Origin of the sequence: Achromobacter anxifer, from assembly GCF_903652925.1 — a bacterium.
Taxonomy (GTDB): Bacteria; Pseudomonadota; Gammaproteobacteria; order Burkholderiales; family Burkholderiaceae_B; genus Achromobacter; species Achromobacter anxifer.
In genome coordinates this window covers 459,610-471,690 of the sequence record NZ_CAHLAR010000005.1, presented here as the reverse complement: position 1 = coordinate 471,690, position 12,081 = coordinate 459,610, and the positions used below count along the sequence as shown (strand labels likewise).

Sequence of the window (12,081 nt, the reverse complement as noted above, 5' to 3'; positions counted from 1 at the left end):
TGAGCGACAGTGCTCAGAGGCGTATAGGTCTTAGGCTGCGTCGAACTGCACGTAGTGACGGTGTTTTGCCTGGATGGGGAGCAGAAATGCGTGGAGCTCTGCCGGGATCACGTGGGGGTCGTGCAGGAGGGCGAGTTCGATCCGATCCTTGGTCTGGCTTGGAAGCTCGCCAGTCACTCTATAGGCCAGATGCATTCCTTTATCATCTTGCGTTGGCATGGCATGGGGCACTGCCCTGCCAGCAATGGAAATTGTCGGCCCGCGCAGCAATACCAGCATGTACCCGAGCAGCTCGGCCGGCCAAAGGCCCGCGAACCAGCCCTCGAGCCCAAACTCACTCGTCGTTATCTTCGCCCTCACACCGCGGATGACATTGAAGTGGGCTGCCCAGTCGTCGGACCGGGCATAGACGGCGTTACCCGTCACCTTGAGTGCATTCGTAGTCTCCGTCTTGATGCACTCAACTGCGTGCGGAACGCCGTCCGCGCTCATATGTGCGCTAACCTGGCGGGTGACGCCGATTCGTTTCACCACCTTCTGAGCACGCAGAATGGCGCCGTGAGTGGTGCATGCAGAGCTCAACAGCCCTTCGATTTGAGATTGGTTCATCGCTGCGCTTTCCGAAGCTGCTGGCGCGTGATCCAGGCGGCCGCAAGCGCTGTGATCGCCAGGCCCGCTCCTCCGACACCGACGACCGCAAGCCAGCCATAGTCAACCAGCCACCGGCGCGCGCCCAGGATGTCCATCCAGAAGAACAACCCAGTGCCTGGCACCATGGCGACGGCGCCTCCGAACCATTGAATCTTGAACTCGAGCCAAAATCGCGAAGCGTCCGGTCTCGGATGCGGCGTGGTTTGACTATTGGGCATGGGGGCCCTTCGTCAATTCATGGAGAATCGTTTGAAAGCTCTTCGCCGGATCGCCACTGCTCTTGGCCGGCTGGCCATGGTGGTGGCGAGGCTGCTTTGGCCCTTGCTGGAACTGGCCGGCACGATGCCCATTTGAGCGGGGGATCCCTGTGATTGAGGCCCCTTCAGATCGCGTAGAAAAAAGCCGCATCAATCATTCCTTCTTGGCGCCGGCCGGCGCATGTGACACGAAGGGCACCCGCTTTTGGGGCGCCCTTCTCTACCGTGGGACGGGTTTAGAACCGCATCGACACAGTGACGCCGATTTCCTTGGTCTTGTTCTGGGGCTCGTAGGCGCCGACTGTCGAAGTCAGCTGCACGAACTTGGAGTCCTTGATGTCCCAGGTGCGCAGGTATGGCGTGACGGTCAGCCCATTCCAGGCGCCCTTGTGGGAGATGGCCACAGCCAGCTCGGTGCCATAGCCGTCGTCCTGCCGCATGGCCACGCCGCCCATGATGTCAGCATGCTGGACGCCGCGGATCACGTGCTTGTACTTGAACTGGGGTGTGAAGCTCCAGTCGCCGGCCGCGAACTCGCGCTCGACGCTCAACGTCAGGTAGAGGCGGTCGTTCTTGCGCTTGTAGCCGCCCGGGCCGCCTTGTTCGAGGTGGTCGACCAGACGACGGTAGCCGACGCCGGCGCCAAAGGTGATGTCGTTCCAGTCGCGCGAGGAGAGCTTGTACTCCAGCTCGGAAGTCAGCATGTAGCGATCGAGCCCGCCGATACGCAGGTCACCGTAGCTGCCGCCCATGTAGGAACCGGTGTAGTCGGCGTTTCCCGTGGCGAAGGTGCCGGACAGCTTGAGCTTGCCACCGTGCTTGAAGGCATGAGTCACTGCTCCTTGCACGCCCCACATCGGAGCGGTTTCCTGCATGAATTTCTGGCCGTTCACGTGCTCGGTGTACTTCTCACGGTAGGTGGTGAAGCCCAGCTCATAGGAGGTGGGGGTGGCCCCGGTGAGCTTGCTTTCCGCGGGCTCTGGGGGCGCGATGAACGGATTGGCCATGGCCGAGGAGGCAGCGAGAGTGGCGACGGCGGCCGCGAGGTACAGGGAGTAGCGAGTCTTCTTCATGATTCCGAAAAGGGGACTATAGGATCGTTGGTGGTTGGAAATGCAGTGTGTATAGCCAAATCAGCGCGAATTGACGACAAGGTATGCATGGCTCACGGCGCGACCCAGCAGGGGCGACTCGGCGTCGTACTTGCGCAGGCTGTCCATGAGCTGTTGCTTGTGCAGTTGGTGCTCAACTTGGCCGATGTGCATAAGACGAGTTGCCTCTTGCACGAAAGCTACGGGAAGCGGCTGCACCAGGCTGATGCGCTCGATGCTGGCCAGGGCACGAGCCACGGGCTCCTCGCCGGGAGTCAGTGTTGCGGCGCGCATTGCGTCGGCGACCTGATCAGTTGGTGCCGGCAGGCGATGCTGACTGGCCAAGGCGATTGCGCGGGCCCGGACTTGTTTGCTAGCTTGGGCGATATGGGCCTCCGCGGGTACCACCGTGCGCTCGTAGGCAGTCCAGCTCTTAGTCAGGTACGCACTGACAAAGAAGCCGCCGGCCAGGAACGCGGCGCAGGCGAGTACACCCTCAAGCATGAGGTGGCGGGCGGAGACTGGGGCCGGAATGGAACTGGTCATGGGAACTTCAGGAGGGATAGGATTCGATCGGCTGACGGGGATAGCCGGCCCAGCGCAACCACATGCCGGACCATTTCGAGTCCAACGCTTCTTGATAGGCGTCGCGCACCCCTCGGGCGCGCGCGACATCGTCCGAGATCGCCTGGCGCGCCTCATTCACCAGCGGCATCACGGTCTCGATGACGTCGGAGTTGGCTACAGCGGTATGGACGAGCAGAGCATGGGCGACCGGGGCGGCGTCGGAGACGCCGTCGGGAGTAGGAGCCTGGAGCGCATTTCCGATGGCCCACACCACTTCCGGCCGAGGTTCGACACCGACGACCTTCGCAATCTTCTTGGCGTGCCGCGTGAGTGTCTGCCCGCGGGCAGTAGATTCCTGCACCAGGGCAGCTTCGAAGCGCGCGCCTGCATGCACCGCGGCGGCGTACTGGAACCAGCTCACGGCAGCCAATGCGACCGGTATCGCGAGCAGCCACAGCTTGGCGGCGCGAGGCGCGGATTTTGAGCGGGGAGCTTCGTTGTTCATTTGCGAGTAGTCACAATGCAAGATTAGAAGTATACCAAACAGCGCGTGTTTGTCTACGCCTTCGTGACAATTCTTGTTGCAGATGGCAAATATTGGTACATTTGCACGATGATTAACACAGCTCTAACGATAGGTGCTCGACATGCTTCGCACACGATCCGAATTATGTGTTTCAGCCATGATGGAAAGGGAATTCCGGAAAAATCTGGGGCTTCTGTGCTGGCCATCATGATGATGTGGTGCGTGCTGCGAATGGCCTACACGGCACTTCGACTGGACGGGGACACCACCGCTCGTGAGGATTTTGTGCTCGCACTGGCGCTGTCGACGGCTACACCGTTGCTCATGCATGCGTTCCTTAGGACGCCCGCCTTCTTCGTGTTTGCGCACGCATCGCTGCTGGTCGAGGTAGCCTTTCTGCTGGACATAGTGTTCAGCCAGCTCACTGGTCAGCCACCTCGAATCACGGGATTGCGCACGCTTTTTCTGGTCACTTGGACGGTAGCGGCCACTGGATTCACCAGTTATCGACGACTTCAGCAAAAGTAGCTCCGTTATCACTGCGAGTTTCCCTATACGGAAATGGCTGGGCGCCGCCTGGCATCACATGGGGGCTGGCATGTCTATCTTCGAGTTCAATTGGGAGAGTCAGCGCGCCGCGCGCCGGCGCCTGCTTCATGACCGTGCGACGATGCTCGTCGTCGCCCTCCTGTTGGCGCTCGTGGGCACCGGCTTTCTCTACATGGCAGACCACCACATGTCGCCGGACATGGCGCGCTGGGCCCGGAATACCATCCTGGTTATGATCGGGATCCCCTACGGGGTTCTGGTCATCTACTTCCTGTGGAGTTATCTCTCGATTGAGAACCAGGAATACGGTGTGAAATGATAAAAAGGCCGATCACTGAGGGTCGGCCTTTGAGCGTCTACGCAATTTATCTATGAGCCGGGCTGCCGTCGGCTACCTCGCACAAGGTGTGCAGGACGTGACGGTTGTACCGGTTCCAGTTTTCCAAGGTCTTGCATTCGCCGTCCTTGATGCACGGCACCTCATATCGGCTGGCCAGGAACAGGGCGATGGCCGCGGAGCGCGACACGCCTCCATGACAATGCACGACCAGCTCTGGCGCAGGCACCGCATGGCGGTGTGCGAACTCCAGAACCAGCTGCGCATGTCGAACATCGAAGAGCTCCAGTCCCAGGATATCGGGTTGCACATCGTGAAAACGAAGATGCAGCACGGCGCCCCAGGGGTAGTCGAACTCCAATGGCGGTTCACTGCGATCGTAGATGCTAATCAATGCGGTGCCAGGGATGGCGGCATATTTCTGCACCTCGTGCCGAGACATGAATCGGACTTGGCGTGCCATCGCTCACTGCCCTTGCATTACGCGGCCTCGGTAGACCGCCAGGGGCGCAAAGCCCTTGTGCCAGGCAAGCGAGCGACTCACACCCAGACCACGAAAAATGTCATAGTCGACAGCCATGAGCATGGAGGTCCCTTTTAGCAGTAGCCTGCGTTGATCAGCTGGTCGGCCACAGAGAATGCGCGCTTGGCGCATTGCGCTGGTATACGGCGCATAGACACCTCAGCCAGGTTCTGTTGCAGCGTGTGCCGCGCCAGTTCCAAGCCCTCGATGCCGAGCGTCGCAGCGCAGAGGTATGCAGCTGCGTCAGCCTCGACTTCGCGCAGGTGGACGTCGGCCGGCACGTTTTTGCCCGGCGTTTCGTCGTTGTGTCCGAGCTGGATCCTGGCCATCTCGCGAAGACGCTGGAACTGCTGGTGCTGGGCGAGGCCCGACACCGACAGTTGGCGACCTTCGGAGTAGCTGGGACGCGTGTCGCTGACGTGGTCGTAAGCGAACGGCACTTCCTGCATCTTCAGGAAGTCCATCGCGGATGCGATGTTCCACTCGCTCACGGAGACCTCCTCCGGAGTGAAGTCCTCGCCCGCAGTCTGGTTCAAGTGGAACCAGTGACGGCGGAGCATGAACTTCGTGAAGGAGACGTCCTTGTCCTCGCCGTCGGCATCCTTCTTCTTGGTGCGGATCGGCACCGGCATGATCAGCTCGATCGCCGCCTTCTGACCGGCCTGGACCGGGCGGTTGACGCCCAGCCAGCCCTTGAAGGTGTTGATCGGTAGCAGAGGCAGGCCGGCGGCGCGCAACTGGGTGCTTGCAAGCCAGCGATTGGCCAGGCTGTACTTGCGAAAATGCTTGTACGCCGCCTGGAGTTCACCGGGCTCGTGAACTGCGGACTCCAGCAGGAGGTACCAGTCGGGAGCTTGGGCTTCGGTCTTAGCTTCGGTAGTGTGTGCCATGATGTTTCCTTCCGTGGTTGGTTTAGGGTGTTTCCTGCTGTCGTATAGGCATTCCAAGGGAGATTCGGCCAGGCAAAAAAAAAAGCCCGGGAGCTTTGAAGCTCACCGGGCTGAAGGTCGTCGGGCTCATCACTTCCCTAGACTGGGAGGAAACAACAGCAAAAACACAAAGAACCGTCTGTTGATGGTTCCCATTATACTTAGTTAAGCGCGAAATGCAAGTAACGAAATCTCAGATATCGAAAGTCGCAATAAAGCAACAAAAAGACCCCAAGGCCTTGCGGCGCATGGGGCAGAAAAACGATCCCTCGAGGTATTGGTCGGTGTCGACCCTTTCCGTCTATGTATAGGCACGCCACATAGTCATGACGCGGCGTACAAGCAAAAAAAGCCCGGGAGCTTTGCAGCTCGCCAGGCGAAGGTCATTGGGCTCATCACTTCCCTAGACTATGAGGAAACATCGCAAACCAAGAAACGCCTTACGATGTAAAGAATTATACTCAAGTTAAGTTAACTTTCAAGTCAAATGGAAATGTTAACTTAACTGTTGCGTTAAGCACACAGCAGGAGCTGGGCATCGCCCGTGCTGAACAGTTCGCGCACTGGCGAGACAATGCGTGCTTGAACGGCGTGCAGCAGGATGTCGTCCACGGACAGGGCGCCGATCAGTTCCTCCAGGATCGCGGGTGTTTCCATGATGGAGGGCTTCAGCTGGTGCTCGATGACCGTCTGCTCGCTGATCCCACCGACACACAGAGAGCGCGCGGCGTGAGAGAGCACGGTGGACAGTCGGACCGCCACCTTGGATCCATCGGGGAACTTGTAGATCACCAGAGAACTGTCTGGGGCTTCCAGCGCCATGGCGGCAACGTCCGAGGCGCTCGGCCCGCGGGCATTGGCTTGCGCCTGGAGGATTTCAGCTGCTGCGGCCGCAATTGCAGCGGCGGCCATGCTGGTGAGGCGCAAGTGTGGGGAGCTGAACATGAGTCGCGCGAGAGTGGGTAGTTGATCTTGGAAATAGTATATCTTATAAACTGCTTAAAAGCGACAAACCCGCCTCGACCGAAGTCGGGCGGGTTTAGAGATAGGCCTTAGCCGTTAGGCGGCCAGGCGCACGGAGTACCAGTTGCGAACGAATTCGACGACTTTGGCCTGCATGCCCGGGATGTTTTCCACACCAGGGGGGTTGATGATCTCGAGATCCACCGGATGATTGCGCACATTCTGTTCCGAGGAGTGCGACATCGTCGTGGTATCGGTCTTCGGCAGCCCAGGGTTCAGAATGCGGATCAGCGGGCCCCCGTAGTGGCGCACCAGTGCAATCTCGAGCTCCTCGCGCACGTCGGTGAATGCATAATCCGCATACGGCGCTGCCTGCACCGCGGCCGCGACCTGTTTGGTCCAGTAATCGTTGCCATAGTGCGCGCGACGATATTCGGTGCCCCAGGTCTGCATGATGAACCGCGGCGAGCGCGGCGCCAAAAGCGGATCCATGCCCGGCGGCACAGTTTCATCGGGACGCGTCAGGGCGACCTTGATGAATTCGGCGTTCGAGCAGTTGATCAGCGCCAGCTCCGGAAGCGGTGTTTCCTTCGTTTCGCGCCGGCCGAACAGCTCGCGCGGTACGCCGAAAGCTTCAGAGCACTGATCGTAAATGCCAGCTCCGAAGGCACGAGGCACCCATCCCAGCGCGGTCAGCGCTTTCGCCGCGGTGTCCTTGCCGGCGCCTCGTTCGCCCAAAAAACCTACTACTTTGGTCATTTCTTGCCTTTCCAGGAAGATGGTTGAATGCCTCTGATGAAGAGGATGGATGTGGGTCACAAGGGCGGATGCCCCTGTGCCTCAGTCGAACAGGTCGCGTTGACCAACCTGCGGCGGTGCCCACTCCCGACCATCAGCGACGGCAGCAACCACGTCTCCGTGGCACAGCCGCGCGATGTCCGGGCGCTTCTTGCACCAGCAGGCGATCGTTTGACCCTTCAGAGCTTTTGCTTCCGCCATGAGCTCAGGCGAGCTGGTGAGGTGCTTGTGAAAGCGCTCCACCACCTGCTCGAGCGTTCCGTCGACGCCGGACTTCCACTCGTTGCGCAGCTTGTGGCCAGGCAGATCACCGTTGGGACGGCCGATGTAGACATCGTAGGGCGCTTCGCGGACGTGAACGACGCGGGTTTGGGGCCCGCGGCCGGTCTTCGCCTTGATGTAGCCGAGCACCAGGTTGCGGATGAACCGCGACCCATTGCCCTGCCCTTCCCATGCCTGGAAGCGCTCGGACTTGGCGCCAGTGAAGTGCGAACACTTCTGGAGCCAGGCGGCGCCGCCGTTTTTGGTGGTCAGGTCGTAAAGCTTGGGGTTCTGCTTGAACTTCAGCGCGATGATGTCGATCATCAGGCCGTCGTTATAGGCGTCTTGCCCTGGGCACTTCAATTCCTGGTAAGCCTCCTCCGAATCCGGATACGTCTTGCCATTGATCACCACTGGGTAGGAGTGCTTGATGTTCCCGCGCTCCTTGGCACGCTCCGACATGTTCGTCAGTGCGCCGCCCAGGCCTTGGGAACCACTCCAGATGTTGATCGGCGCCGCCACCGGCGTACCGTCCGCCACCTCCAGTCGCTTCGGCAACCCCAGCCATGGCATCCAGGCGTCGGAGAACACGCAGTTCGCCGGCGCGAGGTCGAACATCGGAGCGATGTCCGAATCCGAATGGGCGGCGAGCGAGCACCCCAAGCGAGCCAGATAGAACGTTTCATCCGGGTGCGCTTTCGCGTACTCGATGAAGCGGTCTATGCCCACCTGGATCTGAGCGAGCGGCAGCGTGGCCGCGTTGTCAGCCAGTGGCGGTGTGCCCGGGCGTCCGTCCTTGGTGGCAATGCCGTAGCTTTGGCCCTGAGGGCCTTCGCCTTGGCCGTACACCGCCCCGAACTTCTCCCGGGCAACCAGTGCCGCCCCCTTGCCATGCCGACCTGCGAGGTTGGAGCCAAAGACGAAGGTTTCCCCACTCTTCGGCAACTCCCCTTCCGGATGGAATCGGCGATCACGCTGGCGCGCCAGGCGATGAGCGTAGGCAATGGCTGCCTCATAGGCTCCCGGGTTGTGCAGGTTGAAGATCGGCACACCATTGCGGTCTGCCAACACGATCGCGCTGGCCGTCCCCCCGGTGTCACGCCTACGCGTGGCTTCACTCGTGCACCCGTCAGGCGTCCAGCACACCAACATTCGCGAGGGCGACTTGGCATCGCGGCCAAGCACCTGCGCGACATTGCGGGTATGCAACGTCAGCGCGCCTCGGTACTTATCAGGCTGGGACTTCATGAAGGCCCAGTTCGGATGCACGGTCGCGGCAATCGCCTCGAACATTGGGATGTCCTTGGCCGGGATTAAGTACGCCTGATTCCCATTGTGGTTATTGAATCCCCTCCAAGGCAGATAGATGTCCTTCAAGGAGCCTGGAACTTGGTCCCAGCCTTTCTCAAAGGCGGCATCTGCGCCGTCAGCCGCACCGCTGCGCAGACGAAAGCCCAGGCGAGCGAAGAGCTCCCCCAGTGCGACGATCTGGGCATTAATGTGGGGCGGCGCAAGACGATGCTTGCGTGGGTAGTTCTCAGGTACGTCTTCGGGAGCGAGTGCTTCACGCGACCCGACTCCGGTAATAGCAACTTCAGTCATCATTCCGTCCTCCTAATTTGGTTTGACCTGCTCCGGTATAGGGAAATCAGGAGGAAATTGATGAGCAAGCGAGAGCGCCAGCAGATCGTGAAGCTGCCCAGGAAGAAGGATCGATTCCAGGTGTCGGAGCAGGCATTGGCGATCGGCTTGCAGCGTGGTGACGATCGCGTGCTGGAGTGAGTCCAGATCGACCCGAAATAGCTCGGCCTTTGCGTGCCATCGAGCGCAGGCTGTGTGGCAAGCCGCCTCCAGGCCCGGCGCATCGTAGACCGCCCAGACCAAGCAAGGGGTCCAAGGGGTGAGGACCGCCGTCCCGCTGAGCGCCTTCATGCGCCCTGGGACGCCTTTTCGGGTGCAGCCGACCTTGTACGCCGAGGGCCAGGCGTCGTTGCGCGCGACGTAAAGCCAGCCTTTGCGTGCGGCCACCCATTGCGGCAGGGTCAGCACCAGCTCGTCGCGCTGATCGTCGCCCAGCTGACCGTCTTCAAATGCCGGCGGGACGCCTCGACGAGCCATGCGTACGGCGAGCGTGGCTGCGCGGAGATCGATACGTTCGGAATGCATCCGAAGATTATACTGTGAAAGGAGCTATATGCCTACATTGGTTGTATAATTTCGATTCATTTCTAAGGAGAGCCATGTCGGCAACTGTGATTGTTGTTACTTCGGGCAAGGGAGGCGTCGGGAAAACCACCACGAGCGCATCCATTGCATCTGGGTTGGCCATGCGGGGCCACAAAACGGCGGTGATCGACTTCGATGTCGGCCTGCGCAATTTGGATCTGGTGATGGGGTGCGAGCGCCGCGTGGTCTACGACCTGGTCAACGTGATCCAAGGTGAAGCGAAGCTGACCCAGGCCTTGATCAAGGACAAGCATTGCGAAAACCTGTTCGTGCTGCCGGCGTCCCAGACCCGCGACAAGGATGCCTTGACCGAAATGGGTGTCGAGCGCGTCATCGAGGGGCTCAAGGACCTGGACTTCGAATTCATCGTGTGCGACTCCCCGGCCGGCATCGAATCGGGCGCGGTCATGGCGCTGAAGTTTGCCGACGTCGCTCTCGTGGTCAGCAATCCGGAAATTTCGTCCGTGCGGGACGCCGACCGAATCCTGGGCCTGGTCGACTCGAAGTCGCGGCGCGCTGAGCGCGGGCTGGCGCCCGTGGCGACCTACCTTCTGGTCACCCGCTACGATCCCGCGCGAGTGGAGAGCGGCCAGATGATGAGCTATGCCGACGTCCAGGAGATCCTGAGCATCAAGCTGCTCGGGGTTATTCCCGAGTCCAAGGCAGTGCTGGATGGCTCCAACCGTGGCGTGCCGGCCATCCATCTGGCCACGGAGCCCGTGGCTGAGGCCTACCAGGACACGATTGCGCGCTTCCTCGGCCAGGAGACGCCGCTGCGCTTTACGGACGTGAAGCCACGTAGCCTGCTGAATCGCCTGTTCAATCGGGGGGCCTGATCGCCATGATGTCCTCCATTGCACGCTTCTTCCAGGGCGCCAAGTCGCCCTCCTCCGCTAACCAGGCCAAAGAGCGCCTGAGGGTGATGATCTCCCACGAGCACCTGGATCAAGGTCGCCCCAACTTCCTGCCACAGCTCCAGACAGAGATCATGCAGCTGCTGAGCAAGTACCTGAACATGGACCAGGTCGAGGCCAGTGTGAAGGTGGCACAGGAAGACGGGACGGATCTGCTCCAAGTCGAAGTCATCCTGCCTCCGAAATGAGCCATCAAGACGTCCTCCAGGTCGAGCTGGCCGATCCGAGTCAGCCGCTGCCCTCCATGCGGCCATCCTGGCCACGCTTTGCTGTTGTCCGGATCAACGGGCAGCCCCTGTGTGGCTACCTTTCCCTGCTGTCCCTGGTGGCGTTTGCCGACATCGACGTCGACTACCCGCTCGCCACCTGCGACTGCGGCGAGCCGGGATGCGCCGAGGTTTTCGATGACATCTCCCAAGAGGTGCATCCTGACTTAGTGTTGTGGAACCCCGGCCCGACGACGGCGGCGGCGCTGGGTATCGGCGAGCGCGAATACGTGTTCGGTCGCGCTGCATTCACGGCGGAGATTGCTCGGCTGCGCGACTACCTGTTCGCGCACTGTCAGCATCTCGAGATCGGCCCCGCCATCGAAGAACTGACCTTCTCGATGGTTGATCAGGATGAAGAGCGAAAGCTCACTCCGGCCGAACTCGAGGAACACCTCACGGGCCTTCGGCAACAGGTCTTGCGACCTTGAAGTGAAAACGCCCAGTAGGAATACTGGGCGTTTGAGATCATCGCATGTGTTTGCGAGCCAGCAAGACGATTGCCAGGCAGGTGATGCCCCAGATAGCGATGGAGTAGAGGTTGTGGAACATGTGGCCTTTCAAAACAGAAGTTGTACCTGAAGTCGTATAGCCGGCGCGAGGTGCATCTGCAAAGCAGCGCCCCCATCGGGGCGCTGTTCTTTTTCAGGCCTGAGCCTTCCATTGCTGGCGGCGATAGCGCTTCCAGTTGTCGTTGCCGACGGTGGCGCGCCAGGGAGCGTCCATCGAATTGGCGAGATTGCGGGCCAGACGCCGGGCACGCGGCGGCACGTCATCCTCCAGGGCCACGGACATGCGCCGGGCGTTGTAGAGCTGCATACGGCGATGGCGGCGATCGCTGCGGCTGCGACCCGTGCCAGGCACAGGACCCTCGCCGTTCCACCAAAGCTGTCCGCGGGGGGCATGCATGGCCTCGTACGTCTCCCACAGGGCCTCGGGCGCCAGGATTTCACCGTGGACGCCCAGCAGCACGTACGCATCTGCGTTGCAAACCCGGTCAATCAAGACCCGTCCGGGGCTGCCGTCGGCATTGGTGTACGAGAGGTAGATGTGCCCATAGTGTTGCTTGAAGGAGTCCCCGAGCTCGCGGCTCAGGTGCCAGTAGCCGTAACGTTGGATCAAGGCTTCCTGGTTGCGAAACACTTCACGGCGGCCGCCGCGGTGGACGAGAGTCACCGCCTCAAACGGCGGGATTTGATGCATGGTACTGTTTTTCACGAGTT

17 protein-coding genes are annotated in these 12,081 nt (G+C 60.6%); 5 read left to right on the top strand and 12 right to left on the bottom strand.

The window, feature by feature from the left end:
- Nucleotides 1-30 precede the first annotated feature (30 nt).
- The 5 genes from HWY37_RS19220 to HWY37_RS19200 all read right to left on the bottom strand — a co-directional run bounded on the left by HWY37_RS19220 (nucleotide 31) and on the right by HWY37_RS19200 (nucleotide 3,071).
- The gene (locus tag HWY37_RS19220) at nucleotides 31-609 is read right to left on the bottom strand and encodes a hypothetical protein (RefSeq protein WP_176089638.1); all 579 of its coding nucleotides are present in this window, start codon (nucleotides 607-609) and stop codon (nucleotides 31-33) included.
- A complete protein-coding gene (locus HWY37_RS19215) occupies nucleotides 606-869 on the bottom strand; it encodes a hypothetical protein (protein WP_176089637.1) in 264 nt (87 codons plus the stop codon). Before HWY37_RS19215 ends, HWY37_RS19220 begins: the two co-directional genes overlap by 4 nt.
- 275 nt (nucleotides 870-1,144) lie before the next feature.
- Nucleotides 1,145-1,981 (bottom strand): hypothetical protein, encoded by an 837-nt coding sequence (locus HWY37_RS19210; RefSeq protein WP_176089636.1) that lies wholly within the window; start codon nucleotides 1,979-1,981, stop codon nucleotides 1,145-1,147.
- Nucleotides 1,982-2,041: 60 nt separating this feature from the next.
- Nucleotides 2,042-2,545, bottom strand: a complete 504-nt coding sequence (locus HWY37_RS19205) for a hypothetical protein (RefSeq protein WP_176089635.1) — start codon at nucleotides 2,543-2,545, stop codon at nucleotides 2,042-2,044.
- A gap of 7 nt (nucleotides 2,546-2,552) precedes the next feature.
- Nucleotides 2,553-3,071 carry a hypothetical protein gene (locus tag HWY37_RS19200; protein WP_176089634.1) on the bottom strand — a complete coding sequence of 173 codons (519 nt, stop codon included), beginning with the start codon at nucleotides 3,069-3,071 and terminating at the stop codon, nucleotides 2,553-2,555.
- Nucleotides 3,072-3,116: 45 nt separating this feature from the next.
- On the opposite strand from HWY37_RS19200, the gene HWY37_RS19195 reads away from it, so the two are divergent.
- Both HWY37_RS19195 and HWY37_RS19190 read left to right on the top strand, forming a co-directional pair.
- A complete protein-coding gene (locus HWY37_RS19195) occupies nucleotides 3,117-3,620 on the top strand; it encodes a hypothetical protein (protein WP_176089633.1) in 504 nt (167 codons plus the stop codon).
- Nucleotides 3,621-3,690: 70 nt separating this feature from the next.
- Nucleotides 3,691-3,960, top strand: a complete 270-nt coding sequence (locus HWY37_RS19190; protein WP_176089632.1) for a hypothetical protein — start codon at nucleotides 3,691-3,693, stop codon at nucleotides 3,958-3,960.
- Between the two features lie 46 nt (nucleotides 3,961-4,006).
- Here the strand turns inward: HWY37_RS19190 and HWY37_RS19185 are convergent, their stop codons facing one another.
- The 6 genes from HWY37_RS19185 to HWY37_RS19160 all read right to left on the bottom strand — a co-directional run bounded on the left by HWY37_RS19185 (nucleotide 4,007) and on the right by HWY37_RS19160 (nucleotide 9,618).
- Nucleotides 4,007-4,441, bottom strand: a complete 435-nt coding sequence (locus tag HWY37_RS19185) for a hypothetical protein (RefSeq protein WP_176089631.1) — start codon at nucleotides 4,439-4,441, stop codon at nucleotides 4,007-4,009.
- Between the two features lie 134 nt (nucleotides 4,442-4,575).
- A complete protein-coding gene (locus tag HWY37_RS19180) occupies nucleotides 4,576-5,391 on the bottom strand; it encodes a hypothetical protein (RefSeq protein ID WP_176089630.1) in 816 nt (271 codons plus the stop codon).
- Between the two features lie 552 nt (nucleotides 5,392-5,943).
- Nucleotides 5,944-6,375: a hypothetical protein gene (locus HWY37_RS19175; RefSeq protein ID WP_176089629.1), complete on the bottom strand. Its 432-nt coding sequence runs from the start codon at nucleotides 6,373-6,375 to the stop codon at nucleotides 5,944-5,946.
- A gap of 114 nt (nucleotides 6,376-6,489) precedes the next feature.
- Nucleotides 6,490-7,152, bottom strand: a complete 663-nt coding sequence (locus tag HWY37_RS19170; RefSeq protein WP_176089628.1) for a deoxynucleotide monophosphate kinase family protein — start codon at nucleotides 7,150-7,152, stop codon at nucleotides 6,490-6,492.
- 81 nt (nucleotides 7,153-7,233) lie between these two features.
- Complete coding sequence (locus tag HWY37_RS19165) at nucleotides 7,234-9,057, bottom strand: A1S_2505 family phage non-structural protein (RefSeq protein ID WP_176089627.1); 1,824 nt, start codon at nucleotides 9,055-9,057, stop codon at nucleotides 7,234-7,236.
- A gap of 9 nt (nucleotides 9,058-9,066) precedes the next feature.
- Nucleotides 9,067-9,618 (bottom strand): GIY-YIG nuclease family protein, encoded by a 552-nt coding sequence (locus HWY37_RS19160; RefSeq protein ID WP_176089626.1) that lies wholly within the window; start codon nucleotides 9,616-9,618, stop codon nucleotides 9,067-9,069.
- Nucleotides 9,619-9,692: 74 nt separating this feature from the next.
- Between HWY37_RS19160 and minD the strand changes: the two genes are divergently transcribed.
- Genes minD through HWY37_RS19145 form a run of 3 tightly spaced genes read left to right on the top strand, consistent with a single transcriptional unit; the run spans nucleotide 9,693 to nucleotide 11,289 of the window.
- A complete protein-coding gene (gene minD / locus HWY37_RS19155) occupies nucleotides 9,693-10,514 on the top strand; it encodes a septum site-determining protein MinD (protein ID WP_176089625.1) in 822 nt (273 codons plus the stop codon).
- A gap of 5 nt (nucleotides 10,515-10,519) precedes the next feature.
- The gene (minE, locus tag HWY37_RS19150; protein ID WP_176089624.1) at nucleotides 10,520-10,780 is read left to right on the top strand and encodes a cell division topological specificity factor MinE; all 261 of its coding nucleotides are present in this window, start codon (nucleotides 10,520-10,522) and stop codon (nucleotides 10,778-10,780) included.
- A complete protein-coding gene (locus HWY37_RS19145; protein ID WP_176089623.1) occupies nucleotides 10,777-11,289 on the top strand; it encodes a hypothetical protein in 513 nt (170 codons plus the stop codon). The genes minE and HWY37_RS19145 overlap by 4 nt, the downstream gene beginning before the upstream one ends.
- A gap of 214 nt (nucleotides 11,290-11,503) precedes the next feature.
- On the opposite strand, the gene HWY37_RS19140 is transcribed toward HWY37_RS19145, so the two are convergent.
- Complete coding sequence (locus HWY37_RS19140) at nucleotides 11,504-12,061, bottom strand: hypothetical protein (RefSeq protein WP_176089622.1); 558 nt, start codon at nucleotides 12,059-12,061, stop codon at nucleotides 11,504-11,506.
- Between the last annotated feature and the right edge of the window lie 20 nt (nucleotides 12,062-12,081).

Coding starts and splice junctions, on each gene's coding strand:
- HWY37_RS19220 (WP_176089638.1), bottom strand. CDS start 609: ATGAACCAATCTCAAATCGAAGGGCTGTTGAGCTCTGCATGCACCACT.
- HWY37_RS19140 (WP_176089622.1), bottom strand. CDS start 12,061: ATGCATCAAATCCCGCCGTTTGAGGCGGTGACTCTCGTCCACCGCGGC.
- HWY37_RS19210 (WP_176089636.1), bottom strand. CDS start 1,981: ATGAAGAAGACTCGCTACTCCCTGTACCTCGCGGCCGCCGTCGCCACT.
- minD (WP_176089625.1), top strand. CDS start 9,693: ATGTCGGCAACTGTGATTGTTGTTACTTCGGGCAAGGGAGGCGTCGGG.
- minE (WP_176089624.1), top strand. CDS start 10,520: ATGATGTCCTCCATTGCACGCTTCTTCCAGGGCGCCAAGTCGCCCTCC.
- HWY37_RS19185 (WP_176089631.1), bottom strand. CDS start 4,441: ATGGCACGCCAAGTCCGATTCATGTCTCGGCACGAGGTGCAGAAATAT.
- HWY37_RS19205 (WP_176089635.1), bottom strand. CDS start 2,545: ATGACCAGTTCCATTCCGGCCCCAGTCTCCGCCCGCCACCTCATGCTT.
- HWY37_RS19200 (WP_176089634.1), bottom strand. CDS start 3,071: ATGAACAACGAAGCTCCCCGCTCAAAATCCGCGCCTCGCGCCGCCAAG.
- HWY37_RS19215 (WP_176089637.1), bottom strand. CDS start 869: ATGCCCAATAGTCAAACCACGCCGCATCCGAGACCGGACGCTTCGCGA.
- HWY37_RS19145 (WP_176089623.1), top strand. CDS start 10,777: ATGAGCCATCAAGACGTCCTCCAGGTCGAGCTGGCCGATCCGAGTCAG.
- HWY37_RS19165 (WP_176089627.1), bottom strand. CDS start 9,057: ATGATGACTGAAGTTGCTATTACCGGAGTCGGGTCGCGTGAAGCACTC.
- HWY37_RS19170 (WP_176089628.1), bottom strand. CDS start 7,152: ATGACCAAAGTAGTAGGTTTTTTGGGCGAACGAGGCGCCGGCAAGGAC.
- HWY37_RS19160 (WP_176089626.1), bottom strand. CDS start 9,618: ATGCATTCCGAACGTATCGATCTCCGCGCAGCCACGCTCGCCGTACGC.
- HWY37_RS19180 (WP_176089630.1), bottom strand. CDS start 5,391: ATGGCACACACTACCGAAGCTAAGACCGAAGCCCAAGCTCCCGACTGG.
- HWY37_RS19190 (WP_176089632.1), top strand. CDS start 3,691: ATGTCTATCTTCGAGTTCAATTGGGAGAGTCAGCGCGCCGCGCGCCGG.
- HWY37_RS19175 (WP_176089629.1), bottom strand. CDS start 6,375: ATGTTCAGCTCCCCACACTTGCGCCTCACCAGCATGGCCGCCGCTGCA.